24 protein-coding genes are annotated in these 23,743 nt (G+C 69.9%); 18 read left to right on the forward strand and 6 right to left on the reverse strand.

Annotated elements, in window-relative coordinates; genetic code table 11:
• Positions 1 to 6: 6 nt before the first annotated feature.
• The 3 genes from RBS60_RS10145 to nucS form a co-directional block, all read right to left on the reverse strand.
• A complete protein-coding gene (locus RBS60_RS10145) occupies positions 7 to 210 on the reverse strand; it encodes a cold-shock protein (RefSeq protein ID WP_307957440.1) in 204 nt (67 codons plus the stop codon).
• A 320-nt stretch (positions 211 to 530) separates the two neighbouring features.
• Entirely contained in the window at positions 531 to 1,769 is a 1,239-nt protein-coding gene (locus RBS60_RS10150) for an amidohydrolase family protein (RefSeq protein ID WP_307957441.1), read from the reverse strand.
• A 92-nt stretch (positions 1,770 to 1,861) separates the two neighbouring features.
• Positions 1,862 to 2,557, reverse strand: coding sequence for an endonuclease NucS (gene nucS, locus RBS60_RS10155; RefSeq protein WP_307957442.1), 696 nt, complete (start codon positions 2,555 to 2,557; stop codon positions 1,862 to 1,864).
• Positions 2,558 to 2,624: 67 nt separating this feature from the next.
• Here nucS and RBS60_RS10160 point away from each other — a divergent pair, with 67 nt between their 5' ends.
• Positions 2,625 to 2,969: an ATP/GTP-binding protein gene (locus RBS60_RS10160; RefSeq protein WP_307957443.1), complete on the forward strand. Its 345-nt coding sequence runs from the start codon at positions 2,625 to 2,627 to the stop codon at positions 2,967 to 2,969.
• Positions 2,970 to 3,059: 90 nt separating this feature from the next.
• On the forward strand, positions 3,060 to 3,848 hold the full coding sequence (locus tag RBS60_RS10165) for an alpha/beta fold hydrolase (protein WP_307957444.1): 789 nt from the start codon (positions 3,060 to 3,062) through the stop codon (positions 3,846 to 3,848).
• Between the two features lie 42 nt (positions 3,849 to 3,890).
• Here RBS60_RS10165 and RBS60_RS10170 read toward each other — a convergent pair whose 3' ends face one another.
• Positions 3,891 to 5,207 carry an AI-2E family transporter gene (locus RBS60_RS10170; RefSeq protein WP_374049264.1) on the reverse strand — a complete coding sequence of 439 codons (1,317 nt, stop codon included), beginning with the start codon at positions 5,205 to 5,207 and terminating at the stop codon, positions 3,891 to 3,893.
• Positions 5,208 to 5,398: 191 nt separating this feature from the next.
• Here RBS60_RS10170 and RBS60_RS10175 point away from each other — a divergent pair, with 191 nt between their 5' ends.
• The 9 genes from RBS60_RS10175 to RBS60_RS10215 all read left to right on the forward strand — a co-directional run bounded on the left by RBS60_RS10175 (position 5,399) and on the right by RBS60_RS10215 (position 16,029).
• Positions 5,399 to 7,141, forward strand: coding sequence for a hypothetical protein (locus tag RBS60_RS10175; protein WP_307957445.1), 1,743 nt, complete (start codon positions 5,399 to 5,401; stop codon positions 7,139 to 7,141).
• A gap of 127 nt (positions 7,142 to 7,268) precedes the next feature.
• A complete protein-coding gene (locus tag RBS60_RS10180) occupies positions 7,269 to 8,261 on the forward strand; it encodes a tetratricopeptide repeat protein (protein ID WP_307957446.1) in 993 nt (330 codons plus the stop codon).
• A gap of 81 nt (positions 8,262 to 8,342) precedes the next feature.
• Complete coding sequence (locus RBS60_RS10185; protein ID WP_307957447.1) at positions 8,343 to 9,131, forward strand: ABC transporter ATP-binding protein; 789 nt, start codon at positions 8,343 to 8,345, stop codon at positions 9,129 to 9,131.
• The gene (locus RBS60_RS10190) at positions 9,116 to 10,729 is read left to right on the forward strand and encodes a transporter (protein WP_307957448.1); all 1,614 of its coding nucleotides are present in this window, start codon (positions 9,116 to 9,118) and stop codon (positions 10,727 to 10,729) included. The genes RBS60_RS10185 and RBS60_RS10190 overlap by 16 nt, the downstream gene beginning before the upstream one ends.
• A 128-nt stretch (positions 10,730 to 10,857) precedes the next feature.
• Positions 10,858 to 11,640: a glucosamine-6-phosphate deaminase gene (nagB, locus tag RBS60_RS10195; protein ID WP_307957449.1), complete on the forward strand. Its 783-nt coding sequence runs from the start codon at positions 10,858 to 10,860 to the stop codon at positions 11,638 to 11,640.
• A 36-nt stretch (positions 11,641 to 11,676) separates the two neighbouring features.
• Entirely contained in the window at positions 11,677 to 11,988 is a 312-nt protein-coding gene (locus tag RBS60_RS10200; protein WP_307957450.1) for a DUF3039 domain-containing protein, read from the forward strand.
• A gap of 6 nt (positions 11,989 to 11,994) precedes the next feature.
• Positions 11,995 to 13,458: an MFS transporter gene (locus RBS60_RS10205; RefSeq protein ID WP_307957451.1), complete on the forward strand. Its 1,464-nt coding sequence runs from the start codon at positions 11,995 to 11,997 to the stop codon at positions 13,456 to 13,458.
• Positions 13,455 to 15,329 carry a DEAD/DEAH box helicase gene (locus RBS60_RS10210; RefSeq protein ID WP_307957452.1) on the forward strand — a complete coding sequence of 625 codons (1,875 nt, stop codon included), beginning with the start codon at positions 13,455 to 13,457 and terminating at the stop codon, positions 15,327 to 15,329. Before RBS60_RS10205 ends, RBS60_RS10210 begins: the two co-directional genes overlap by 4 nt.
• Positions 15,330 to 15,438: 109 nt before the next feature.
• The gene (locus RBS60_RS10215; RefSeq protein WP_307957453.1) at positions 15,439 to 16,029 is read left to right on the forward strand and encodes an isochorismatase family protein; all 591 of its coding nucleotides are present in this window, start codon (positions 15,439 to 15,441) and stop codon (positions 16,027 to 16,029) included.
• Between the two features lie 65 nt (positions 16,030 to 16,094).
• Here RBS60_RS10215 and RBS60_RS10220 read toward each other — a convergent pair whose 3' ends face one another.
• The gene (locus RBS60_RS10220) at positions 16,095 to 17,423 is read right to left on the reverse strand and encodes a nicotinate phosphoribosyltransferase (RefSeq protein ID WP_307957454.1); all 1,329 of its coding nucleotides are present in this window, start codon (positions 17,421 to 17,423) and stop codon (positions 16,095 to 16,097) included.
• An 89-nt stretch (positions 17,424 to 17,512) separates the two neighbouring features.
• Here RBS60_RS10220 and clpS point away from each other — a divergent pair, with 89 nt between their 5' ends.
• The 6 genes from clpS (at position 17,513) to rdgB (ending at position 21,695) form a co-directional block, all read left to right on the forward strand.
• The gene (gene clpS / locus RBS60_RS10225; protein WP_307957455.1) at positions 17,513 to 17,830 is read left to right on the forward strand and encodes an ATP-dependent Clp protease adapter ClpS; all 318 of its coding nucleotides are present in this window, start codon (positions 17,513 to 17,515) and stop codon (positions 17,828 to 17,830) included.
• Positions 17,823 to 18,404, forward strand: coding sequence for a DUF2017 domain-containing protein (locus RBS60_RS10230; RefSeq protein WP_307957456.1), 582 nt, complete (start codon positions 17,823 to 17,825; stop codon positions 18,402 to 18,404). The genes clpS and RBS60_RS10230 overlap by 8 nt, the downstream gene beginning before the upstream one ends.
• Complete coding sequence (gene murI, locus RBS60_RS10235; RefSeq protein ID WP_307957457.1) at positions 18,397 to 19,347, forward strand: glutamate racemase; 951 nt, start codon at positions 18,397 to 18,399, stop codon at positions 19,345 to 19,347. Before RBS60_RS10230 ends, murI begins: the two co-directional genes overlap by 8 nt.
• Positions 19,344 to 20,141 (forward strand): MBL fold metallo-hydrolase, encoded by a 798-nt coding sequence (locus RBS60_RS10240; protein ID WP_307957458.1) that lies wholly within the window; start codon positions 19,344 to 19,346, stop codon positions 20,139 to 20,141. The genes murI and RBS60_RS10240 overlap by 4 nt, the downstream gene beginning before the upstream one ends.
• 88 nt (positions 20,142 to 20,229) lie before the next feature.
• Positions 20,230 to 20,994 carry a ribonuclease PH gene (gene rph / locus RBS60_RS10245; RefSeq protein ID WP_307957459.1) on the forward strand — a complete coding sequence of 255 codons (765 nt, stop codon included), beginning with the start codon at positions 20,230 to 20,232 and terminating at the stop codon, positions 20,992 to 20,994.
• A gap of 47 nt (positions 20,995 to 21,041) precedes the next feature.
• Positions 21,042 to 21,695, forward strand: a complete 654-nt coding sequence (rdgB, locus tag RBS60_RS10250; protein ID WP_307957631.1) for an RdgB/HAM1 family non-canonical purine NTP pyrophosphatase — start codon at positions 21,042 to 21,044, stop codon at positions 21,693 to 21,695.
• Between the two features lie 111 nt (positions 21,696 to 21,806).
• Here rdgB and RBS60_RS10255 read toward each other — a convergent pair whose 3' ends face one another.
• Positions 21,807 to 22,583, reverse strand: a complete 777-nt coding sequence (locus tag RBS60_RS10255) for a VTT domain-containing protein (protein ID WP_307957632.1) — start codon at positions 22,581 to 22,583, stop codon at positions 21,807 to 21,809.
• A gap of 69 nt (positions 22,584 to 22,652) precedes the next feature.
• Here RBS60_RS10255 and RBS60_RS10260 point away from each other — a divergent pair, with 69 nt between their 5' ends.
• Complete coding sequence (locus RBS60_RS10260) at positions 22,653 to 23,687, forward strand: exonuclease domain-containing protein (protein WP_307957460.1); 1,035 nt, start codon at positions 22,653 to 22,655, stop codon at positions 23,685 to 23,687.
• Positions 23,688 to 23,743: the final 56 nt, after the last annotated feature.

A 23,743-nucleotide genomic window follows, 5' to 3' on the forward strand; every position in this document is an offset into this window, starting at 1 on the left:
AGTCGCTCAGAGAGCGATGACCCCCGTGGCCTGAGGCCCCTTGGCGCCCTGACCGATCTCAAACTCGACACGCTGGTTCTCTTCCAGCGTGCGGAAGCCGTTCGACTTGATCTCCGAGTAGTGGACGAAGACGTCCGACTGGGCGTCATCTGGAGTGATGAAGCCGAAGCCCTTCTCGGCGTTGAACCACTTAACGGTTCCCTGTGCCATGTCCTGCGTTCTCCTGTGGATTGCTACCAGACGCCGACACTTATGTGCCGGCCGAGTTACTCCGCGGGAGACCCGGCCGGCCGGGAACTCCACGCTCGCAACGGTCTTGCGAGCATGCATTGCATGAAAAACATTGCTACCTACATCAAGACTGCTCTTAGCCAATCACGCTCTGCAGGTATGGTCAACGGCATCGACAGACTTTGTTCTCAAAGGTCTGGAGAAATACAGGAGAACGCCAAGAGAACGGATTCGACGGCGGTCCTCCCGGTTGCCGAATGGCATTCCGGGGCGCTCTGCTCTCGGCGTTGAGCCCAGGCCTAGGCCGAAGGGAGGAGCCTGCCAGCACGCACGACGGCTACAAGCCTCAGGTCCGCGTCCGTCGCCACGATGTCGGCCCGGAGCCCGCGGCGGAGGCTGCCGAACTCGTCCGAACGGCCGAGCACTCCGGCTGGAACCGCGGTGGCGGAGACAACGGCCTCGGCCAAGGGCACTCCCGCGGCGGTCGTGCGTGCCACGACGTCCAGGAGCGTCGCCGTCCCTCCCGCGATCGAACCCGTCGCGTCCAGTGTTGCCACCCCGCCGGCCACCGTTACGGGGGAGCGGCCGAGCATGTAGTGGCCGTCGCTGAGCCCAGCCGCCGCCATCGAGTCGGTTACGAGGGCAATGTTCCCGAAGCCCACGAGTTCGAACACGGTGCGCACCGTGGCAGGTGCCAGGTGGACGCCGTCGGCCACGAGTTCGATCACGGCCATCCCGGCTGCTGCCGCGCGCAGGCACGCGGCCACGGGGCCGGGGGAGCGGTGGTGCAGCGGAGGCATGCCATTGAAGAGGTGGGTCACCGTGGGAATTCCCTCGGCGCCGTCGAATCCCGCCGCGGCGAGCCCGTCCCGTGCCCGCTCGAGCGAGGCCTCGGCCGTCGCATCGTCGCAGTCGGTGTGGCCGAGGGAGGGGGTCACGCCATGGGCAGTCAGCAGGTCGACGAGGTCCGATGCCCCTGGAAGTTCGGGCGCGTAGGTCATGGTGGCCAGCGTGCCTTCCGCGGCCTCGATGAGCTCCATCGCGAAGTCCACGTCGGGCTCGAGGAGGAAGGCAGGGTTCTGGGCCCCGCAGCGCGTGTGCGAGAGGAAGGGCCCCTCCGCATGGACCCCGGCGACGAGGCCCTCGCCGTCGAGCTTGGAGAAGACGGCGACGCCGCGCAGCAACTCGTCCTTCGACGCGGTGACGAGACTCGCGAGCAGCGTTGTGGTGCCTCGACGGTGGAGGAACGCCAGTCCACGGCGTGCTTCGTCCTCGTCGCTGCTGGGGAAGTCGACGCCGTCCGCGCCGTGGCAGTGGAGGTCCACGAGCCCCGGGAGGAGCCGTGCTCCCTCGGGGAGCGGCACTTCGGTGCCTCCGAACTCCGCAGAATCGAACTCGGCCGCCGGCCCCGCGTACTCGATCCGGTCGTCCTCGACGGCGACCAGCCCGTCGCCCAGCGTGACGCCGTCGCTCACGATCGTTCCACGCAGGATCAGGCGGGCTGGAGCTTCCGGGGCGCGCGTCTCGGCGGAGGTCATGGCACTACCTTAGGCGAGTGCCGACGTCGTGCGTATGGGGCCGAGCAGGATCCCCATGCCGCAACAGTGTCCGCGGAAGGGGGCCCTGGGCCTCAGAAGAGGCGCGACTCGACGTCGTCGACCCCGCGCATCGCGTCGTAGTCGAGCGTGACGCAGTCGATGCCGCGGTCCTGGGCCAGCACCCGTGCCTGCGGCTTGATCTGTTGTGCGGCGAAGATGCCGCGCACCGGGGCCAGGCGCGGATCGCGGTTGAGAAGCTCGAGGTATCGGGTGAGCTGCTCCACGCCGTCGATGTCGCCGCGCCGCTTGAGCTCGATGGCCACCGTGGCCCCGGAGCTGTCACGGGCGAGGATGTCGACCGGACCGATCGCGGTGTAGTACTCGCGCCGGATGAGCGTGTAGCCGGCACCGAGTGTCTCGATCTGCTCCGCGAGGAGCCGCTGCAGATCGGATTCGACGCCGTCCTTGATGAGGCCGGGATCGACGCCGAGCTCGTGGCTCGTGTCATGGAGCACTTCATGCAGGTTGACGATCAGCCGGTCGTCGGTCTTGGCGGACTGGACGGTCCACTGCTCGGCGACGCCGTCCTCGAGATCGGCCTCATCAGGCGAGAGAACGCGCAGGGTGGCCGGGGGGCTCATCCAGTTGAGCGGCTTGTACGATCCGCCGTCGGAGTGCACGAGCACCGAGCCGTCCGACTTGACCACGAGCAGCCGCGTGGCGAGGGGCAGGTGGGCCTTGAGCCGGCCCACATAGTCGACGGAGCATCGGGCAATGACGAGTCGCACCCGAGAACTCTACCGTGGGGCGTGCCTGGCCGAGGCGCCGCGGTTCGCGAGACGGCAGAATGGACGCATGCCTCGCTCGAACCGACCCCGACGCCGACCGGACCCCCCGCGGAGCGAGCGCGCGGCGTCGGATGCCCGCGAGGATCTCGACGACTTCAACCCCGAACGTGTGCTGGCGGGGTTCGCTCGCCTCGAATCGGCGCCCGACGGCGAGTGGCGCGTGCGCCAGGTCACCACGCGGAACGCGGCCAAGGTCTACACGTGCCCCGGGTGCTCGCGCGCCATTCCGCCCGGGACGGCGCATCTGGTCGTGTGGGCCGATGACAACCTATTCGGCGAGGAGGCGGGAATCGCCGAACGCCGCCACTGGCACACCCACTGCTGGCGAACCCGCACCTTCCGCTACCGCTAGGGGCACGACGGCGCCCCTCAGGCCGGGTGGGCGGCCTGCGGTCCCGCTGGATTCGATCGCGGTCCGGCTGGTTTCGATACTGTGGGGCGCATGAGCTTCGACCCCGCCTCGTATGCGTTCACCAGTTCCGACGCCCCCCTGCCGATCCGTGCCAACACGGTGCTGCCGGCGCGCCGCGAGAACGTCGAACTGCACACCGAGGACGGGCTCACGCTGGTGGGCGAGCTTGCGCTGCCCGAGGACCGGGACCCGATTGCGACACTGGTGACGTTGCATCCGCTGCCCACCCATGGCGGTTTCATGGACTCGCACGTCTTCCGCAAGGCATCGTTCAGGCTGCCGGCGCTCGCCGGGATCGCCGTCCTGCGGTTCAATACCCGCGGCACGTCGAGCCCGCGGGGCACGAGCGGGGGACGGTTCGAGGAGGGCGTCGGGGAGCGCGCCGACGCCGAGGCCGCCGTGCGCTTCGCGGCCGATCGGGGCCTGCCTCACCGCTGGCTTGTGGGCTGGTCCTTCGGGACTGAGCTCGTCCTGAAGTACGGCGCCACCACGCCGATCGGGGATCAGATCGACGGCGCGGTCCTCCTCTCGCCGCCCCTGCACCGGGCGGTCGACGCCGACCTCGATGCCTGGGCTGCCTTCGGCCAGCCGCTCACCGCTCTCGTGCCGGAATTCGACGACTACCTGCGCCCGGCAGAGGCAGGGGACCGTTTTGCGCGCGTTCCGCAGACACGTGTGATCGGCATCGACGGCGGCAAGCACCTGTGGGTCGGTGAGAAGTTCGTGCAGCGGGCCCTGAATGAGGTTGTCTCCGCCGTCACGGGCACTGCGGTCGAGCTCCCGACGACGTGGGTCGGCCCCGCGGCGACAGCGGGCTGACACCGGGGGCGTCGGCCTCGCTCGGCGTTATAGCAGACGAGGTCAGCGCCGGTCCTGGCGCGTGATGAAGACCTCGCGGATCAGGAGCATGACCGAGGCCGCGGTGGGGATGGCGATGAGCGCGCCGAGGACGCCAAGGAGGCTGCCGCCGGCAATCACCGAGATGACGGCGACTGGTCCAGGGACGGCCACGGCGCGCTGCATGATGCGCGGCGACACGAAGTAGGCCTCGAACTGCAGGTAGCCGAAGTAGGCGATGGCCATGATGAGGCCTGTCTGCCATCCGCCCGTGAGCGCGACGAGCGAGATGATGACGCCGGCCACGACCCCGCCCACGAGCGGAATGAACGCGAGGAAGCCGACCACGAACGCGAGCAGCGCGGCGAACGGCACATTCAGGATGGTCATGACGATGAATGCGAACCCCGCGTTGATCACGGCGACGCACACCTGGCCGATCACGTAGTTGCCGACCGAGCGCGTGATCTCCTCGCTCAGCGCCTCGACCCGACGACGGCGCGAGCGGGGCGCGAGCCGGTACGCCCACACCTTCATGGCCGGCATCGCCGAGAGGAAGTACAGACTGAGCACCACGACGACGAGGACGCCGAACAGCGAATTGGCGATCGTCGACCCGACGCCGAGGACGCCGCCGAAGAGGTTCGTGACCGTGGTGGAGTCCTGCCCGAGCTTCTGCAGTTCCTCGGTGATGCGGTTCTTGATGCCGAATTGCTCGTCGATACTGCGGTAGAAGTCGGAGCCCAGGAAGTCCTGGATCCACGTCGGGACGTTGTTCACGAGCTGGGTGATCTGGTCCACCATGGTGGGAATGAGCGTGCCGAAGAATGCGCCGAGAACGGCAAGGAGCGCGACGATCGTCACGGAAATCCCGAGCGCGCGCGGGACGCGATGCGACTCGAGCCAGCGGACCACCGGATCGAGGCCCAGCGCGATGAAGAGGGCCGCGAGGATCCACAGGAGGAGCTGGGTCGTGTGGGCCGCGATGTAGTAGAGGGCAAGGGCGATCCCGACGCCGACAGTGCCCATGAGTCCGACGTAGATCGGATTGCCCTTGGAAACGCGGGGCCCTGGCTCGCCGAGGTCGGTACCGCCGTCTTCGGCGTCGTTGCCATCGTCTTCGTTGGCTTCCCGCAGCGGCGGCATCTCGAAGCGGACCCGCGGCTGGGCGCCCGGAATCGGGGTCCGGAGCCGATGGGCGATGTCCTGTGCGAAGCCGAGCACTCCATGGTGCGCCTTGCGCTGGCCGCCGCCGAGCACCGGCTGTTCGACAGCGGGGTTGGCCCCCGACGCCGCGGGAGACTCCGGCTCGATGGGTCCGGCTGTGTGGTTCTCTCCCACGCGTCTCGCCTTCTGCTCGTCAGGGGTCCGGCGGAGGGCGCGTTCCGCTACGCGTCATGCTGCCTGCGGCGTGGCACGGCGCAGGCCCCCGGACCTTACGCGCACAGGCTACCAGCCGGTCCGATGCGACTCGATGATCACGATTTGGTTACCATGGAGGGGTTCCCTTCCCCCGACGTGAGGTTATTTCTGTGCGACTGAAGACCGTAGCTGCGCTCGTGCTGCTCGGCCTCGTAGCCCTAGTAGCAGGCATCGGCCAGCTGACGTGGTGGGCACCGGACGAGCAGGTCACTGCGACCCTCCCCGCCGATACCCAGGCTGCGCCGCTGACGGTGATCGACACCAAGCTCCGTGACCTCCGAGGGGGAGAGGCAACCCTGACGATCCACGGAGACGGCAACTACGTCTTGGCCGCCGCGCGCCCCGACGACATGGCCGCATGGGTAGGAAAGGCCGCCCACACGACGATCGATGGCGCGTCCCCGGACGGCAAGGTGCTCTCCGCTACCCATGCCGACGGCGAGGCGACCTCCCCGAACCCGGCCGGTGCCGACCTGTTTGCCATGACCCAGAACGCCAACGGCACGCTCGAGTACCACTGGGATCTCCCCGACTCCGGCGACTGGCAGCTCCTGCTCGCGAGCGACGGCACGGCGCCTGCCCCGCAGGACGTGACTATCACGTGGCCGAGCCACGCGACCATGCCGTGGGCCGTGCCGCTCATCGTCATCGGCGCCATTCTCGTCCTCGGTGCCGCCGCGATCGCGGTGTTCGGATTACCGCGCCGCCGCGGCACGGGTGGATCCGGTCCCGCGACAGGTGGTCGGCGCCGTCCTGCGTCTGCGGCTGGCGATTCCGGGACAGCACCCATCCCGCATGTTGAGCGTCCGGCAGGCACGGCCGAGCTCACCGCCGCGGCCGTGCGCCGCGGCCCTGCCGCCAGGGTGGCTGCGGCCCTCGCCGTGGTGCTTGGGCTCGCGGGCTTCGGCGCGATTCCCGCGCAGGCTGACACCTCGCCGGCCCCGTCGCCCAGCGCTTCGCCCAGCGCGTCGGAGCAGGCCAAGGCCCGGGTCGTGACCGAGGACCAGCTTTCCCGGATCCTCGACCAGACCGCGAGTGCGCTCCAGGCCGGCGATGACGGGAAGGACGCCGGCAAGCTCGCCCCGCGTGCCGACGGATCGGCGCTCCTTGCGCGCACCCAGAACTACAAGGTGCGCGCCTCCGTCTCGACCGCACCCGCGATCGCTCCGGTCCGCGCGTCCAAGCTGCTCACGACCGTCGTCACGACCCAGCGCTCGTGGCCGCGCACCATCGTCGCGGTGACGCAGGGCGATGGCAACAGCACACCGCAGCTCCTCACGCTGCGCCAGGCCACGGCCCGCGACAACTTCAAGCTCACCGAGGCCGCGCCGCTCCTGCCCGGTGCAACGATTCCTGGGACGCCCAAGACCGGCGCCGACCAGATCGCGCTGGATGACAAGTCCGGCCTGGCGGTGAGCGCCAAGGACGCCCTCGGGGGCATTGCCGACAGGCTGACCAGTGCGGACAGCGGCTGGAAGGACAAGATCCCGGACAACGCCTATATCAAGGACACATTCGGCTACCAGAGCGATATCGCCAAGGCCGCGAACGCGAACTTCACGTTCAAGCACTCGCTGGTCGGAGACGAGGCCGCGGCCTTCCGCACGGCCGACGGCGGCGCGATCGTGGTCGCCCCGCTCGACTTCACCGTCGAGGGAACGCCCAAGTCCGACGGCGACAAGGTCACCCTCCAGGACGACGCCGCGGCGCTCGCCGGGGGCAAGGAGGCGAAGACCAAGATGACGCTGACCTTCCGGGAGTCCCTCATGCTGTACATCGGCAAGGACGGCGCCGCGCAGCCGGTGCAGCTCATCGGGGCCACCCGTAACCTCTCGGGCGCGAGCGTGAGCTGACGCGCTCGATCCTCGGACGCGCTGGGCGTCCAGGAGACGCACTGCGCCTCCACACCAGGCGGGGCCGCACTTCCGGTGCGGCCCCGTCTGTGCGACTTCGCCCTGCCGCCTCGCTAAGCTGGACCCCATGAGCGTTCCCGGTTCCCGCCAGCCCGAGCCGCAGCTGAACTTCCGCGGCGCGATCGACCTCTCAGCCCTCAAGGCGCGTGCGACGGCGACGCCACCGGCCTCCTCGGCGAGTGCACCGGGTGCCCCGCGCGTGGGCGCCGCCGCGGAGGGGGGCCCCGGCGCACCCCGGGCCGAGTACGGCGACAGGATCGACCTCGACGAGCGATCTTTCGGAGACGTCGTGCAGCGCTCGGCGACGGTGCCCGTCGTCGTGCTCCTCTGGGCCTCCTACTCGCCCGAGTCGCAGCGGATCCGCGACGACGTGGCGTCCTGGGTCTCGTCCTATGGCGGCCGCCTCCTCTACGCGGCGGCGGACGTCGAGGCCTTTCCCCAGCTGGCGCAGGCGTTCCAGGCCCAGGCGGTCCCGACCGCCGTCGCGATCCTCAAGGGCCAGCCGATCCCGCTGTTCCAGGGTGCTGCCTCCGAACAGCAGGCACGTCAGCTCCTGGACGAGCTGCTCAAGGTCGCTGCGGCGAACGGCGTGACCAGCACGGTCGACGGCGCCCCGGCACCTGCCGCTGAACCGGAGCTCCCGCCGCTGCACCAGGAGGCGTTCGACGCGATCGACCGCGGTGACTTCGCCGCAGCCGAGGCCGCGTACCGCAAGGCCCTTGCAGAGCAGCCGGCGGACCGCGAGGCCAAAGCCGGCCTCGCGCAGGTCCAGCTCATGGCACGCGTGTCCGACGTCGACCAGACCGCCGCCGAGCGCACCCGCGCTGTGGCCGCCTCGGCGCTGGACGATCTCGAGGCGCAGCTCGCCGTCGCGGATCTGGATGTGGCTGGCGGCCATGTCGAGGACGCGTTCTCCCGGCTCGTGGGCTATATCGCCCGGAGCACGGGGGACGAGCGCGAGGCGGCGCGAGTGCGTCTTCTCGAGCTCTTCGAGGTCATCGGTGCCACCGATCCCCGCGTGGCTGCCGCGCGCCAGCAGCTCGCCCGTGCGCTCTTCTAGAGGCACTCATCCCGAAGGCGGAGCGCGTTGTTCATCCTCCCGGCTGATCCGTCCAGCCGCGCGCGTTGCTAGCGTGGGGTCATGGATGATCCCAGCCTGACTGTTCGCGCGCCTGTTGGGCTGTCCGCGCTCTCGTTGCGAGGCCTCGTCAAGTCCTTCGGGGGCAAGCCCGCCGTCAACGGCATCAGCCTCGAGGTCCCGGCCGGGTCCTTCTACGGCCTCGTCGGCCCGAACGGCGCGGGCAAGACCACGACGCTCTCGATGGCCACGGGACTCCTGCGCCCCGATGCCGGGACTGCCGCCGTCCTCGGCGTGGACGTCTGGGCCAATCCGCTCGCGGCCAAGCAGATCCTCGGTGTCCTCCCCGACGGCGTCCGCCTCTTCGACCGGCTCACCGGCGAGCAGCTCCTGACCTACTCGGGCCTCCTGCGTGGCCTCGACCGGGAAACCGTGGCCCAGCGAGCCCGCGACCTGCTCACAGCGTTCGACCTGGCTGCGGATGCACGCACGCTCGTCGTCGACTACTCGGCTGGCATGACCAAGAAGATCGCCCTCGCCGCGTCGCTCGTCCACGCACCCAAGGTCCTCGTCCTCGACGAGCCCTTCGAGTCAGTGGATCCCATCTCGGCGGCGAGCATCCGGGCGATCCTGACCGACTTCGTCCACTCGGGCGGGACGGTCGTGGTCTCGAGCCACGTGATGGACTTGGTCCAGCGGATGTGCGACCACGTGGCGGTTGTAGCCCGGGGCGAGATCCTGGCCGCGGGGACGGTGGACGAGGTCCGCGGAGGCGCATCGCTCGAGGACCGGTTCGTGGAGCTTGTGGGCGGTCCCGGGCGCACGGAGGGCCTGTCGTGGTTGCACACCTGATCCGCCTCAAGCTCCTCCTCGTCCGCAACGGCCTGCGGCGCAGCCCGTGGCAGCTCGTCGGGATCGTGATCGGGGCCCTTTACGGACTGTGGATGCTGTTCCTCGCCGTCGTGGGCCTGATCGCGCTCAGTGTGGTCCCGACCGGCCTCGCCGGGACGGTCCTGGTCCTCGCTGGCACGGTGCTCGTCGTCGCATGGGCGCTCACGCCCATTGTCTTCTCAGGCATTGACCTCACCCTGGACCCCGCCCGTTTCGCGCTGTTCCCGATCCCCATGCGCCAGCTGCTCGTGGGCCAGGCCATCGCGGGACTCATCGGCGTCCCCGGCATCTGCACGGCCCTCGCCCTTGGAGCCTCGACGATTACGTGGGCCCGGGGCGTGTTCCCCTTCGTTGTGGCGGCGCTCGGTGCGCTCCTCGCGCTCGGGCTCTGCGTCGTGCTGAGCAGGCTCATCGCGAGTCTCGCGGCCGAGCTCGCGACCTCGCGCAGGTTCCGCGACGCCAGCCGCATCGTGATGATCATGCCGATCATGCTTTTAGGGCCTGGTATCTCGCTCCTGGCGCGGGGAATCCAGGGCGGTGGGGCCGCGGCGATCTCGGGCAGCGCGGGCATCCTCGGATGGACGCCGCTCGGCGCGCCGTTCTCCGCTCCGGCCGACGCGGCCGAGGGACGTGTGCTCGAGGCACTCGTGAAGCTCATCATCGCCGCAGCGGGACTCGGCCTCGCCGCGTGGGGCTGGTCCTGGGCCCTCGCCCGGGCGCTCGAGAGCCCGGGGAGCCGCTCGGGCGGCGGCCGCACAGCGGGTCGGGCTGGCGCGGGGGGCCGCGGGCTCGGCGCCTTCGGCTGGATGCCCGCGACGCCCGCGGGCGCCGTCGCGGCACGGGCCCTCACCTACTGGTTCCGCGACCCGCGGTACACGGTGGGCCTCATCGTCGTGCCGCTCCTGCCCGTCATCCTGTACGTCTCCTCGCTCGCGGGGCGGGCTCACCGGGCCTCGCTCCTCGAGAGCCCGTTCATCATCTCCGGTCCGCTCGCGGCGTTCGTCCTCGCCTGGTCCATCTCGGCCGACGTCTCCTATGATTCGACGGCCTTCTCCCTGCACGTCGCCGCCGGCGTCAAGGGGCGTGCGGACCGCCTCGGGCGTGCCGCCGCGCTGCTGCTGTTCGCCGTGCCCGCGATCGCGGTGATCGCCGTGCTGCCGTTCCTTCTCGCGGGGGACTGGCGCCTGTTCCCGGCGTTCCTCGGGCTTTCCCTTGGAGTCCTGTTCAGCGGGGTTGGGCTCTCCTCCGTTGTCTCGGCCCGGTACACCGTGGCGGTGCCCCAGCCGGGGGAGAGCCCGTTCCGCAGGCCGGCCGGCACGAGCGCCCAGACGCTGCTCGTGCAGTTCGGCGGAATGATCGCCCTCGCCATCCTGTGCGTGCCCGAGCTCGTCCTTGCGGTCCGCGCAGCGCTCACCGGAGACGTGGGCCTGGCATGGGCGGCTCTCGGGGTTGGTGTCGTCTTGGGAGCAGGGCTGCTCGCAGGCGGGGTGGCGCTGGGCGGGTACCTCATGGACCGGCGCGCGCCGGAACTGTACGCGAGCCTCGTGAAGGCTGGCTGATGCACGACGGCGACCACTCGCCGTCGTGCGAGAGCTGGCCGCAACGAGGTTGTGGGACGTAGGATATCTAGAGTGGACTGCGCTGAGGCCGTGCGCGCCGCCGGGCAACACGATGGGAGACCCCACGCATGGAAGTTGTGATCCTCAAGGACGCCCGAGAGGTCGGCCGAGCCGCGGCAGGGGTGTTCGCGGCGCTGCTGCGGCGCAAGCCCGACGCCGTGCTGGGGCTCGCCACGGGCTCTTCGCCCTTGCCGGTCTACGACGAGCTCGCCCGCCTGCATGTCGAGGAGGGCCTCGACTTCTCGCAGGCCTCGGGCTTCGCGCTCGACGAGTATGTGGGCCTGCCCGCCGACCATCCTGAGTCGTACGGATCCGTGATCCGTCGTGATTTCGCCTCTCGTGTGAACATCGGCCCGGCCAGTGTCCACACCCCGGACGGCACGGCCGCCGACCTCGAGGGCGCGTGCGCGGCGTACGAGGAGGCGATCGCTGCCGCCGGGGGAGTGGACCTCCAGATCCTCGGCATCGGCACCGACGGCCACATCGGCTTCAACGAGCCTGGCTCCTCCCTTGCCTCGCGCACCCGCATCAAGACGCTCACCGAGCAGACCCGCCGGGACAACGCGCGCTTCTTCTCCTCGATCGATGAGGTCCCCCACCACGTCGTCACCCAGGGCGTGGGCACCATCATGGAGGCGCGGCATGTGGTCCTCGTCGCGACAGGCGCAGGGAAGGCCGACGCGATCCACGGCCTCGTCGAGGGGCCCGTCACGGCGATGTGCGTCGGCTCGGTGCTGCAGTTCCACCCCCACACCACAGTGCTCATCGACGAGGCGGCAGCGTCGTCGCTCAAGCACGCCGAGTACTACCGCCACGTCTACGACAACAAGCCGCGGTGGCAGGACCACTGACCGCCTACAGTCCGGTCCGCACCCGTGGGGTCTAGCATGGAATGCATGACCACGATGCCTCCAGACCCCTTCGCCGACGACCCCCGGGACCCGTCCCGCGGCGGCTCCACCGCGACGATCGAGCGCGAGGAGCTCCGCGAAGAGCTTGAGCCCGGAGACCGCGAGCGGTTCTCCCACTACGTGCGCAAGGAGAAGATCATGGAGTCCGCCCTCACCGGCGAGCCCGTGATCGCGCTCTGCGGCAAGGTGTGGACGCCTGGCCGCGATCCCAAGAAGTTCCCTGTCTGCCCCACGTGCAAGGAGATCTACGAGGGCCTGCGCCCCGGCAAAGACAATGACAAGTCCTAGGTGAGGGTGTCTGGTCGTCCGGGCCTGCTGTCCAGGGAGTACCGCGGCCTCGTCGTCGGCCTGCTCGCCATCGTCACATGCAGTGCGTTCGAGGCAATGGCCGTCACGACGGCGATGCCTGTGGTCGCCACGGATCTGGGGGGAGAACACGGCTACGGCCTCGCGTTCTCGCTGTTCCTGACGGCGTCCCTCGCCGCGACCGCCGCGGCAGGCCCGTGGTGCGACCGCGCAGGACCCCGGCCCTCGCTCCTCGTGGGGCTCGTGCTCATGACCGGGGGGCTCGTGCTGGCCGGGGGAGCCTGGGACTTCGCCGCGTTCACGTTCGGGCGGATGGTCTCCGGCGCGGGGACTGGGTTCATGATCGTCCCCCTGTACGTCATCATCGGACAGACGTTGCCGTCCGCCCTCCAGCCTGTGCTGTTCAGCTGGTTCTCGGCAGCATGGGTCGTACCGTCCCTCGTGGGTCCCTACGTCTCCGGCATCCTGGCCCAGCACGCCAGCTGGCGCTGGGTGTTCTTCGGGGTCGCACCGATCGTCGTGGCCGCCGTGGTCCTCACGTGGCCGCGGGTCCGCGGGCTCGGCGCGCCCGAAGCGACCACCATCGACCCCGGAGAAGGCCGACGCCGCTCCCTCCTCGGCGTCATCCTCGCCGTCGGTGTTGCCGCTGCCCAATGGGCTGCCCTCTCATGGGGCGACCCGCAGGCCAGAGCGGCGTTCCCGCCCGTGGCGCTCGGCGCCGTCGTGCTTGCCGGGGCGGGCGCCGCGACGATGACCGCACCCCGGCTCATGCCGCCCGGTGTGGCACGCATCGCCCGCGGCCTGCCGGCCGTCATGGTCACCCGCGGCTTCATGACGCTGGCCTTCTTCGGTGCCGAGGCCTTTATTCCGCTCATGCTCGTCGACCGGTACGGGCTCGAGCCGTCGATCGCAGGGCTCGCCCTGACTGGCGGTGCCCTGGGCTGGACCGCGGGCTCCTTCGCACAGGCTCGGGGCTGGCTGAGGAAGCCGACGTTCCTCGTGCTCGGCTCCACCGTCCTGGCCGTGGGCCTTGCCCTGATCTCAGCCGCCCTATCGGGTGCCCTCTCGCCGTGGCTTGTCGCTGTGGCGTGGGTCATTGCAGGCGCGGGCATGGGGCTGACAGTCACCACGACGTCCGTCCTGGTCCTCGACCTGAGCGACACGGCCGACCGCGGCCGGAATTCGGCCTCCCTCCAGATGGCCGATATGCTCGGTGGAGTGATTGGAACCGCCGGAGCTGGAACGCTGTACTCGCTGCTGCTGACCCCAGAGCGTACCCCCGGTCCGGGTGTCTTCTCCCTGCTTGCCGGCGCCCTCGCCGTCTCGGCCCTTCTCGCCGCCGTGGCCGGCGCGCGGGCGGGCACCACCGCCGCCAAGCCGGTGTCATCGGCTGGGCCCGCGCCCGCGCCCTCATCCGAGACCACGTCCCCGGCGCCGGAGGATCGCGCGTGACCGACACGCTCTTCGGTGACCCGCCTCCGGACGCGGGCCGCCCCGCCCCGGCGTCGCACGCCCACCCGCAGACTTCTCCCACCCTCCCGCAGGCTTCTCCCACCCTCCCGCAGGCTTCTCCCACCCTCCCCCCTGCATTTCCCGATCGCGCCGCCTGGGGCACCGCCCCCAAACTCCGCGCATGGCAACAGGAGGCCCTCGACAAGTACCTCGAGGGGGCCCCTCGTGACTATCTGGCCGTCGCGACACCGGGCGCAGGCAAGACGACGTTCGCGCTGCGCGTCGCCTCGACCCTCATCGAGCGCGGCGTGATCAAGCGGCTCACGGTCGTCGCCCCGACGGACCATCTCAAACGCCAGTGGGCCGACGCCGCGGCACGTGTCGGGATCGCCCTCGACCCGAACTTCAAGAACTCCGACGGCCAGCACGGGCGCGACTTCATGGGCGTCGCCGTGACGTACGCCCAGGTCGCGAGCAAGCCGCTCCTGCACCGCGCCAAGACCGAGGCCGCACGGACTCTCGTGATCCTCGACGAGATCCACCACGGCGGCGAATCGCTCTCGTGGGGCGACGGCCTGCGCGAGGCGTTCGATCCCGCAGTCCGCCGGCTCGCGCTCACCGGCACGCCCTTCCGTTCCGACACCTCGCCCATCCCGTTCGTCGAGTATGCCGAGGACAAGGACGGAATCCGCCGCTCGAAGGCGGACTACACCTACGGCTACGGCGAGGCTCTGCGCGACCACGTGGTCCGGCCGGTCATCTTCATGGCGTACTCGGGCCAGATGCGCTGGCGGACCAGCGCCGGCGAGGAGATGGCCGCGTCCCTCGGCGAGGCTGCCGTGACCAAGGACGTCACGGCGCAGGCCTGGCGCACGGCGCTGAACCCGCAGGGGGAGTGGATCCCCGCCGTCCTCGCGGGCGCGGACCGCCGGCTCACGGAGGTGCGACGCACGGTGCCCGACGCCGGCGGGCTGGTCATCGCGACCGACCACGACGACGCGCGCGCCTACGCGGGCCTTCTGAAGAAGATCACGGGGGAATCGCCGTCGGTGGTCCTCTCCGACGACGCGAAGGCCTCCCACAAGATCGACGAATTCTCGGCGAGCGAGAAGCGGTGGATGGTCGCCGTCCGGATGGTGTCCGAGGGCGTCGACGTGCCGCGCCTCGCCGTCGGCGTCTACGCGACCTCGACCTCCACGCCCCTGTTCTTTGCGCAGGCGGTTGGCCGCTTCGTGCGCGCACGACGCCGCGGGGAGACCGCCTCGGTCTTCCTCCCATCGGTGCCCCAGCTCATGGCTCTCGCGAACTCCATGGAGGCCGAGCGCGACCACGCCCTCGACCGCCCGTCCAACGACGAGGACGGCCTCATGGACCTCGAGGAATCCCTCATGGACGAGGCCAACCGCGAGGAGAAGGCCTCGGACACGCTCACCAAGGGCAAGTACGAGGCCCTCGAGTCCCAGGCTGCGTTCGACCGCGTTCTCTTCGACGGCGGCGAGTTCGGCACGGGCGGCGAAGTGGGCTCCGACGAGGAGCTCGACTTCCTCGGCATTCCCGGGCTCCTCGACGCCGACCAGGTCACCACGCTCCTGCGGCAGCGCCAGCAGGAGCAGGTGTCCCGGCGGAAGTCGCGGCCCTCGGCGGCTACTTCCGGTCCGTCGGGCGTTCCTGACCACCGACGCCTCATGGACCTCCGCAGCGAGCTCGCCAAGAACGTCTCGGCCTGGAGCGCCCGGACCGGGACTCCCCACGGGATGGTGCACAACAAGCTGCGCGAGATGTGCGGTGGGCCGGCCGTGGCCCAGGCGAGCGAGGCACAGCTCAAAGCGCGGCTCGAGAAGCTCGCAGACTGGTTCGTGGGCCGCACCTGACGCCGCCCCCACCCCGTCTGGAAGTCATCTCCTGGGAGTCAGCTCCTGTGGGTCATTCCTTGTGGGTCGCGTTCCGCGGATGCCCCGATGAAGGGGCCACAATGGTGCCATGGCAGGATTCCGCGCTCTCGTGATCGTCGATGTCCAGAATGACTTCTGCGAAGGCGGTTCGCTGGCGGTCGACGGCGGTGCCGCCGTTGCCGAGCGGATCACATCATTCCTCGCGGAGCACGCACATGATTACGACGCCGTGGTGACCACACAGGACTGGCACGTTGATCCCGGTCCTCATTTCTCGGACAGCCCCGACTTCATCGACTCCTGGCCGGCGCACTGTGTGGCGGGGACACCCGGGGCGGACTTCCACCCGGCCCTCGAGCTGGCTGGAGTCGATGCGATGTTTCGCAAGGGCCAGTACGCTGCGGCCTACTCCGGCTTCGAAGGACACGCCGCCCAGTACGGGGACGCCCAGGGCGCTTCAGATGATTCCGACACCCTCGACGAGTGGCTCCGCGCGCACGGCATCGACTCGGTCGACGTCGCGGGCATCGCGACAGACTACTGCGTCAAGGCGACAGCGCTCGACGCCGCCCGTGCGGGTTATGCGACCCGTGTTCTGACCGATCTGTGCGCAGGGATCGCCGAGGATCTCGCACCCACGTACGCCGATCTCGAGGCGTCGGGCGTCGCGCTCGTGTGACCGTCACCCGGATTCTGAAGCTCATCTCCTGAGCGCCACGTCTGAGGATCACCTGACGGCGTTGGTTAGTCCTCCTCGTACACCGTCGGGATCGCGGGCTCGCCGCGGTGCATTCGCTGCACCGAGGAGGGGAGCTCGGCGAGCGACGCCGCATGGCGCTCCCGCGCGCGCGTCACCCCTTCGTGGCCGGTCCACCCGGGCTTGAGCGCGCCGTCGACGATGAAGTGCTCGAGGAGCGCGCGGTCGTTGCCGTCGTCGTGCGGCGGGTACCCGACGCCGATGAGCTCATGCGTAGCCCGTCCCAGCCCGTCTAGGCGCCGGAGGGCGTACTTGCGCCCGCCCACGGTCGCCTTGTTCTTGGCGGACTTCGCAACAGAGACGAAGTGGCCGCTGTCGTCCGTGCGGCTCACGAGCTTGTACACCATGGACGCAGTGGGCGCGCCGGAGCCGGTGACGAGCGCGGTCCCGACGCCGTACGCGTCCACGGGCGCGGACTGAAGGGCGGCGATGGCGTATTCGTCGAGGTCCGAGGTGACCATGATGCGCGTGTTCACGTTGCCGAGCTCGTCGAGGAGCCGGCGGACCCAGTGCGCCTGTTCGATGAGGTCTCCTGAATCCAGACGGACGGCGCCGAGCTTGTCTCCGGCGATCTCGACCGCCGTCCGCACGGCCTTCTCGACGTCGTAGGTGTCCACCAGGAGCGAGGTCCCGACGCCCATCGAGGCGACCTGGGCCTCGAAGGCGTCCCGCTCGGTGTCGTGCACGAGCGTGAAGGAGTGCGCCGCGGTGCCGACCGTGGGGATGCCGTAGCGAAGTCCCGCCTCGAGGTTGGACGTGCTCGCGAACCCTGCGATGACGGCGGCCCGCGCGGCGGAGACCGCGGACTCCTCGTGCGTGCGGCGTGACCCCATCTCGATGCACGGGCGGCCTTGGGCAGCTGCGGTCATGCGCGACGCGGCCGAGGCGATCGCCGAATCGTGGTTGAGCACCGAGAGGACGTACGTCTCGAGGATGCAGGCCTCGGCGAACGTGGACTCAACGATGAGGATCGGCGAGTTCGGGAAGTAGGCCTCTCCCTCCGCGTAGCCGTAGACGTTGCCGGAGAAGCGGTAGTCGGCAAGGAAGTCGAGTGTCTCGCGGCTCACCACCCGGGTGCGTTCGAGGAAACCCAGTTCGGCGTCGGTGAAGCGGAAGCCCACGATGCCCTCGAGCAGGCGCCCGGTCCCCCCGACCACGCCGTACCGCCGCCCATCGGGGAGCCTGCGCGCGAATGCCTCGAACACGCAGCGTCGGTGCGCCGCGCCCGAGTGCAGCGACGCCTGGAGCATCGTGAGCTCGTAGTGGTCGGTGAACAGTGCAGTGCGGGGCTGCGCCCACGGACTCGTGTCGGTCACGGTGTCACCTTATCCAATGCCCGTCCGGGTGCGAGTGCAGGCGCCCCCGTGGCCAGCCCCCGACCGGGGCCCTGCCTAGAATGGAACCCATGAGCATGAGCGTTGCCACTGAGCCCTCCCAGGAGGTCGCCGGGCAAACCGAGACGAGGGAGGAGACCGCGCGGGCGGCCCCGTGGAACCTCGTCGTCTGGAATGACCCGGTCAATCTGATGAGCTACGTCAGCTACGTGTTCCAGACATACTTCGGCTACCCCGAGGCCAAGGCCGACGCCCTCATGATGCAGGTCCATACCGAGGGGCGCTCCATCGTGAGCCACGGCGCCAAGGAGACGGTCGAGCAGCATGCGGTCGCGATGCATACCTACGGGCTGTGGGCCACAGTGGAGAGGGGCGGCCAGCATGGCTGAGCCGTTCATGTACGGCCGCCGCGGCATCACCGGACGCCTCGAGGATCCGGAGCGGGAACTCCTTCGGGGGCTCTTCAACGATGTGGTCGGCATGCTCGATCCAGGCAAGGCGGCGGAGGACCCGCTTGAGGCCCTCGTCGGGTTCAGCCCGAACGCGAGCGAACCCGAGGACCCTGCGCTCGCCCGGCTGCTCCCCAACGCGTACAAGGACGACGCCGAGTCGTCGCTCGATTTCCGCAGGCTCACCGAGCGCTCCCTCAGGGAGGGCAAGGCCGGGGCGCTGCGGGCCGCGTCGCTCTCCCTCGAATCTGGGTCTCTCGTGCTCGACGACGCGGCCGCGCGGCACTGGTCGACGGCGCTCAACGACGTCCGTCTGGTCCTCGCCGAGCGGCTCGGCATCCGCAGCGAGGAGGACGCCGAGAAGATCCACGCCGTCACGGACTGGGCCGAGGCCGACGACGTCGACAAGTACCTCGCGCTCGTCTACAACTTCGTCACGTGGCTCCAGACGACGCTCATGGACGCCATGCTGGATGCCCACAGGCTGCGCTCCCAGGGAGGCGGCCATGAGTGAGCTCGCCCGCTCCGAGCGGCCCATCGGAATCTTCGACTCGGGCGTCGGCGGGCTGACGGTGGCCCGCGCGGTCATCGACCAACTGCCCCAGGAGTCGATCGTCTACGTCGGGGACACCGCTCACGGGCCCTATGGACCGCTTCCCATCGCCGAGGTGCGCGCCTTCGCCCTCGGGGTCATGGACGAGCTCGTGGACTCGGGGGTCAAGGCGCTCACGATCGCCTGCAACTCGGCGTCGGCCGCCGTCCTTCGCGATGCCCGCGAACGATACACGGCCCGGTACGGGATTCCCGTGATCGAGGTCATCCAGCCCGCCGTGCGCCGCGCCGTCGTCGCGACCCGCAACGGCAGGGTCGGGGTGATCGGCACGAGCGCGACCATCGGGTCGCGCGCCTATGAGGACACCTTCGCTGCCGCGCCGGACCTGCAGATCACCTCGGCCGCATGCCCCGAATTCGTCCCCTTCGTCGAGGCCGGGGTCACCACGGGGGCCGAGCTGCTCGACGTCGCCGAGGGCTATCTCGCCCCGCTCAAGCACGCCGGCGTCGACACGCTCGTCCTCGGCTGCACCCACTACCCGCTTCTGACGGGTGTCATCTCGTATGTCATGGGCGACGGCGTGACCCTCGTCTCGAGCGCCGAGGAGACTGCCAAGGACGTCTACCGGGCGCTCGTGCGGCATGATCTGACGCGCAGGGCCAGCACGCCGCCCACCCACAGCTTCGTCGCGACGGGGGACCCAGTGCAGTTCGAGGTCCTCGCGCGCCGCTTCCTCGGCCCGGAGGTCCAGGGCGTGCAGCAGGCAGACCACGTCGCCGCGCGGTATCCGACGGCGAGCCTGGCGCAGATCACCCCCGAGATGCTCGAGGAGGCCCGCGCCCGCGGCGGGTCGAGCAGGATCTCCCACTTCGCCCGGCACGATGCGGGCAGGATGGCACCGTGAAGCTCACCATCGTCGGTTGTTCGGGTTCGTTCCCGGGGCCGAGCTCGCCCGCGTCGTGCTACCTCGTCACAGCGAATGACGGCGAGCGCGACTGGCGGATCCTGCTCGACCTGGGCTCCGGCGCACTGGGCGTGCTCCAGCGTTATCTGGACCTCAGCGACCTCGACGGTGTCCTTCTGAGCCATCTGCACCCGGACCACTGCATGGACCTCACGGGCCTCCACGTGGCCGTGCACTGGGACCCTAGCGGCTGGACCGCGGGCCGGGTTCCCGTCTGGGGTCCGGCGGCGACGAAGAAGCGCATCACGACGGCTCTTGACATGCAGCCGGAGATGGACCTCGACGACGACTTCGAGTTCCACCACTGGACCGCGGGGGAGCCCATCGTGTTCGGCCCCTTCCGCTTCGAGGCGTACGCGGCACGCCACCCCATCGCCGAGGCATACGCGCTGCGCATCGAATGCTCCGAGCCCGACGGCGCGGGCGGCCTCGAGCGGCGCGTGCTCGCGTACTCGGGGGACACCGACACCTGTCAGGGCCTCGTCGACGCCGCGGTGGACGCGGACCTGTTCCTGTGCGAGGCCGCCTACCATGAGGGCCGCGACGACGCGATCGAGGGCGTGCACCTGACGGGCCTGCGCGCGGGCCAGGCAGCGCGCGACGCAGACGCGAAGCGCCTCCTGCTCACCCACCTCCCCGTGTGGAATGACCCGAACCGCTCGGTCGCGGAGGCGCAGATGGCCTACGAGGGGCCAATCGCGGTCGCGGTCGCGGGCGTGCACTACCTCGTCTGAGTACCTGCGCCCCCCGGGCACGGTCCGGGGCGCCCACACGGAATGCCTGTTCGCGGGGCCCGCAGCCCGGGGACACTAAGCTGGTCCCATGACCCCGAGCACATCTGGAAGTCCTTCTGCTGCGCGCGCCGACGGGCGTGCCCCCGACCAGCTCCGGCCCATCTCCATCACGCGCGGGTGGTCCAAGCAGGCCGAGGGCTCGGCGCTCATCGAGTTCGGCAACACGCGAGTCCTGTGCACAGCGTCCTTCACCGAAGGCGTGCCGCGCTGGCTCAAGGGCGAGGGCCGCGGTTGGGTCACGGCGGAGTACGCGATGCTTCCGCGTGCCACGAACACCCGCTCCGACCGCGAGTCCGTCAAGGGCCGCATCGGCGGCCGCACGCACGAGATCTCCCGTCTCATCGGCCGCTCGCTCCGCTCGATCATTGACACGAAGGCCCTCGGCGAGAACACCATCGTCCTGGACTGCGATGTCCTCCAGGCCGACGGCGGCACCCGCACCGCCGCGATCACCGGCGCCTTCGTGGCACTCGCCGAGGCCGTGCGGTGGGCCAAGGAGCAGGGCCTCGTCGAGCTGGGCGCGGAGCCGCTCGTCGACACGGTCTCCGCTGTGTCTGTGGGCATCATCGACGGCGTCCCGATGCTCGACCTGCCGTACGTCGAGGATGTGCGCGCCGAGACCGACATGAACGTCGTGGTGACCGGGTCCGGCAAGTTCGTCGAGGTGCAGGGCACGGCCGAGGGCGCGCCGTTCGACCGTGACGAGCTCAACAGCCTCCTCGACCTCGCCCTCATTGGCACCGCGCAGCTCGCCGATATCCAGCGCGAGACGTTGGCCGAGGCACTGCGGTGAGCGCTGCCGCCGCTGGAGGCGACGGGAAGGAGCGCAGCGGCACTGCGGTGAGCGCTGGCGCCGCCACGCCAGCCCCGAGGCTCGTCCTCGCGACCCACAATCAGGGCAAACTCGCGGAGCTGCGCGACCTCCTGCGCGATCAGGTCCCCGGGCTTGATGTTGACGCCCAAGTGGTGGACGCAGGGGCTGTGGGGGCTCCCGATGTCCTCGAGGATGGCGTGACGTTCGCGGAGAACGCCCTCAAGAAGGCACGCGCCGTCGCGGACGCGACGGGCCTACCGGCGATTGCGGACGACTCTGGGCTCGCGGTCGCCGTCCTCGGCGGTGCGCCCGGCATCTTCTCGGCTCGCTGGGCTGGCACGCACGGCGACGACCGCGCCAACCTCGAGCTCCTTCTCGCCCAGCTCAGCGATGTGAGGGATGAGCATCGGCAGGCGGCCTTCGTGTGCGCGGCCGCCCTGGCCCTCCCCGGCGCAGACGCGGCGGGGTACCGCGAGACGGTCGAGCTCGGCGAGATGCCCGGGACCCTGCTGCGGGAGCCCCGAGGCAAGGGCGGCTTCGGATACGACCCGATCCTGCGGCCAGAGGGGCTCGATGTGAGCTGCGCCGAACTCACGCGTGAGGAGAAGAACGCCATCAGCCACCGAGGCCGCGCGTTCCGCGCGCTCCTGCCGGCGATCGTCGAGGCCCTCAGGCCCTGAGGCTCCCGCCGTTTCCGAGACCGAGACCGAGACCGCCGAGAAGACGACTGCGAACGCGAGAAGGCTCGCCCCTGCCGGTGCGGGGGCGAGCCTTCTCGCATTCTCGGAGGGCTACTTCCAGTCGGGGTGTGTCTTGCGCTCTTCGATCGGCTCGTGCTCCTCGATGAACTCGTCCAACGGATCGGTGCCGAACGTGGCGGCCTGGCGCTTTGCAGAGCGGCCGCGGAAGAACTCGACGACGATGGGCAGGATCGAGACGAGGACGATCGCGATGAAGATGAGGTCGATGTTCTGCCCGACCCACGCGTACTGGCCGAGCCAGGCGCCCAGCAGGGTGACACCGCCGCCCCACAGGACAGCGCCGATCACGTTGTACAGGAAGAACTTGGCACGGTTCATACCGGCCACGCCCACGATCACGGGGACGAAGGTGCGGATGATCGGCACGAAGCGGGCGAGGACGAGGGCCCTGCCGCCGTGCTTCTCGAAGAACGCATGCGCCTTCTCGACGTTCTCGCGCTTGAAGAGCCGCGAGTCGGGCCGTCTGAAGATTGAGGGGCCGGCCTTGGCCCCGATCAGGTAGCCGCACTGGTTGCCGATGATCGCTGCGATGACCACCAGCAGGGCGAGAAGCCACAGGTTGAACTTGATGGTTCCCGTCGCCACGAGGAGGCCGGCGGTGAAGAGCATCGAGTCGCCAGGGAGGAAGAACCCGACGAGCAGGCCCGTCTCGGCGAAGATGATCCCGCACACGATCAGCACGACCCAGGGCCCCAGCTGCGGATCGCTGAGGAAGACCTGCGGGTCGAGCCAGCTGGGCAGGAACGAGGTCTTGGGCTGGACGGCCAGCGTGAGGACAGAGGCGGCGTTGGCCAGGGCTGCAGGGATCACCCTCCAAGGGTACCGGCCCGCGTGGCGGTACCCGGTCTCGGGCAGCGGCGGCGCTAGGCTCGTCGCGTGCCTTTGGACTTCACCGCGATCGACTTCGAGACGGCGAACGGATTCCGGGGATCGCCCTGCTCGGTTGGCGTTATCCGGGTGCGCGGCGGCCGCGCGGTGGAGCGTGCCTCGTGGCTCATGCGGCCGCCGGCGGGCCACGACGAGTTCGATCCCCGCAACGTCGCCATCCACGGCATCAGGCCGGACGACGTCGCACAAGAGCCCCGCTTCGGCGACCTCTTCGCCGAAATCGGCGGCTTCATCGGAGACGACGTGCTCGTTGCCCACAACGCGGCGTTCGACCTGGGGGTGATCCGCTCGGCCCTCGAGGTCAGCGGGATGGAGGCACCGGCCTACGACTATGCCTGCACGGTGGTGCTGTCGCGCAAGACGTACAGGCTCGTCTCGCATTCCCTGCCCTTCGCGGCCCGCGAGGCCGGTGTGCGGCTCGAGCACCACCATGACGCGACCGAGGACGCCGCGGCCTGTGCGGGCATCCTCATCGACATCGCCGGCCGACACGGGGCCGATACCGTCGAGGATGTCTACCGCGCCGTGGGCCTCTCGCTCCCGCGGCAGGCAGCGTTCGCGCCCGGCGATGCCCTCTCGGCCGCGACGGTACGGGCCCTCGCCGGCAGCGCCGCGTCAGGGCCCGGCGTACGCACGACGGCGCGTGGCGGCCCGGGTGCGCCCCGGACATGGGCGCCGTGGCCGGACGAGGGGACGAACCCGCCGGCGAACTCCGCCGCGGACCCCCACCACCCTCTGTTCGGGCAGCGCGTGGTCTTCACCGGAGCCCTCGGCATCACGCGGAGCGAGGCCAAGGTGCGGGCAGCGGAGGTTGGGGCGCAGCCGGCGAGCTCGGTCACCCGCGCAACGACCGTGCTCGTGGTCGGCGATGGATTCGTTGCGGCGGACCTTGCCTCGGGCCGTGTGACGACCAAGGCGCGGAAGGCGCTCCAGCTGCGCGAGCGCGGTCAGCGCGTCGAGGTGCTCTCCGAGGGGGAGTTCCTCCAGATGCTGGGCGGGCACTGGCCCGCGGCCAGCGCCTGAGCGGACTCACGGCTCGGCGGGCTCCCTGGTCCCCCGGGACGTCACGTGAGGCAACA

The organism is Sinomonas sp. ASV486 (assembly GCF_030908215.1).
Taxonomy (GTDB): Bacteria; Actinomycetota; Actinomycetes; order Actinomycetales; family Micrococcaceae; genus Sinomonas; species Sinomonas puerhi.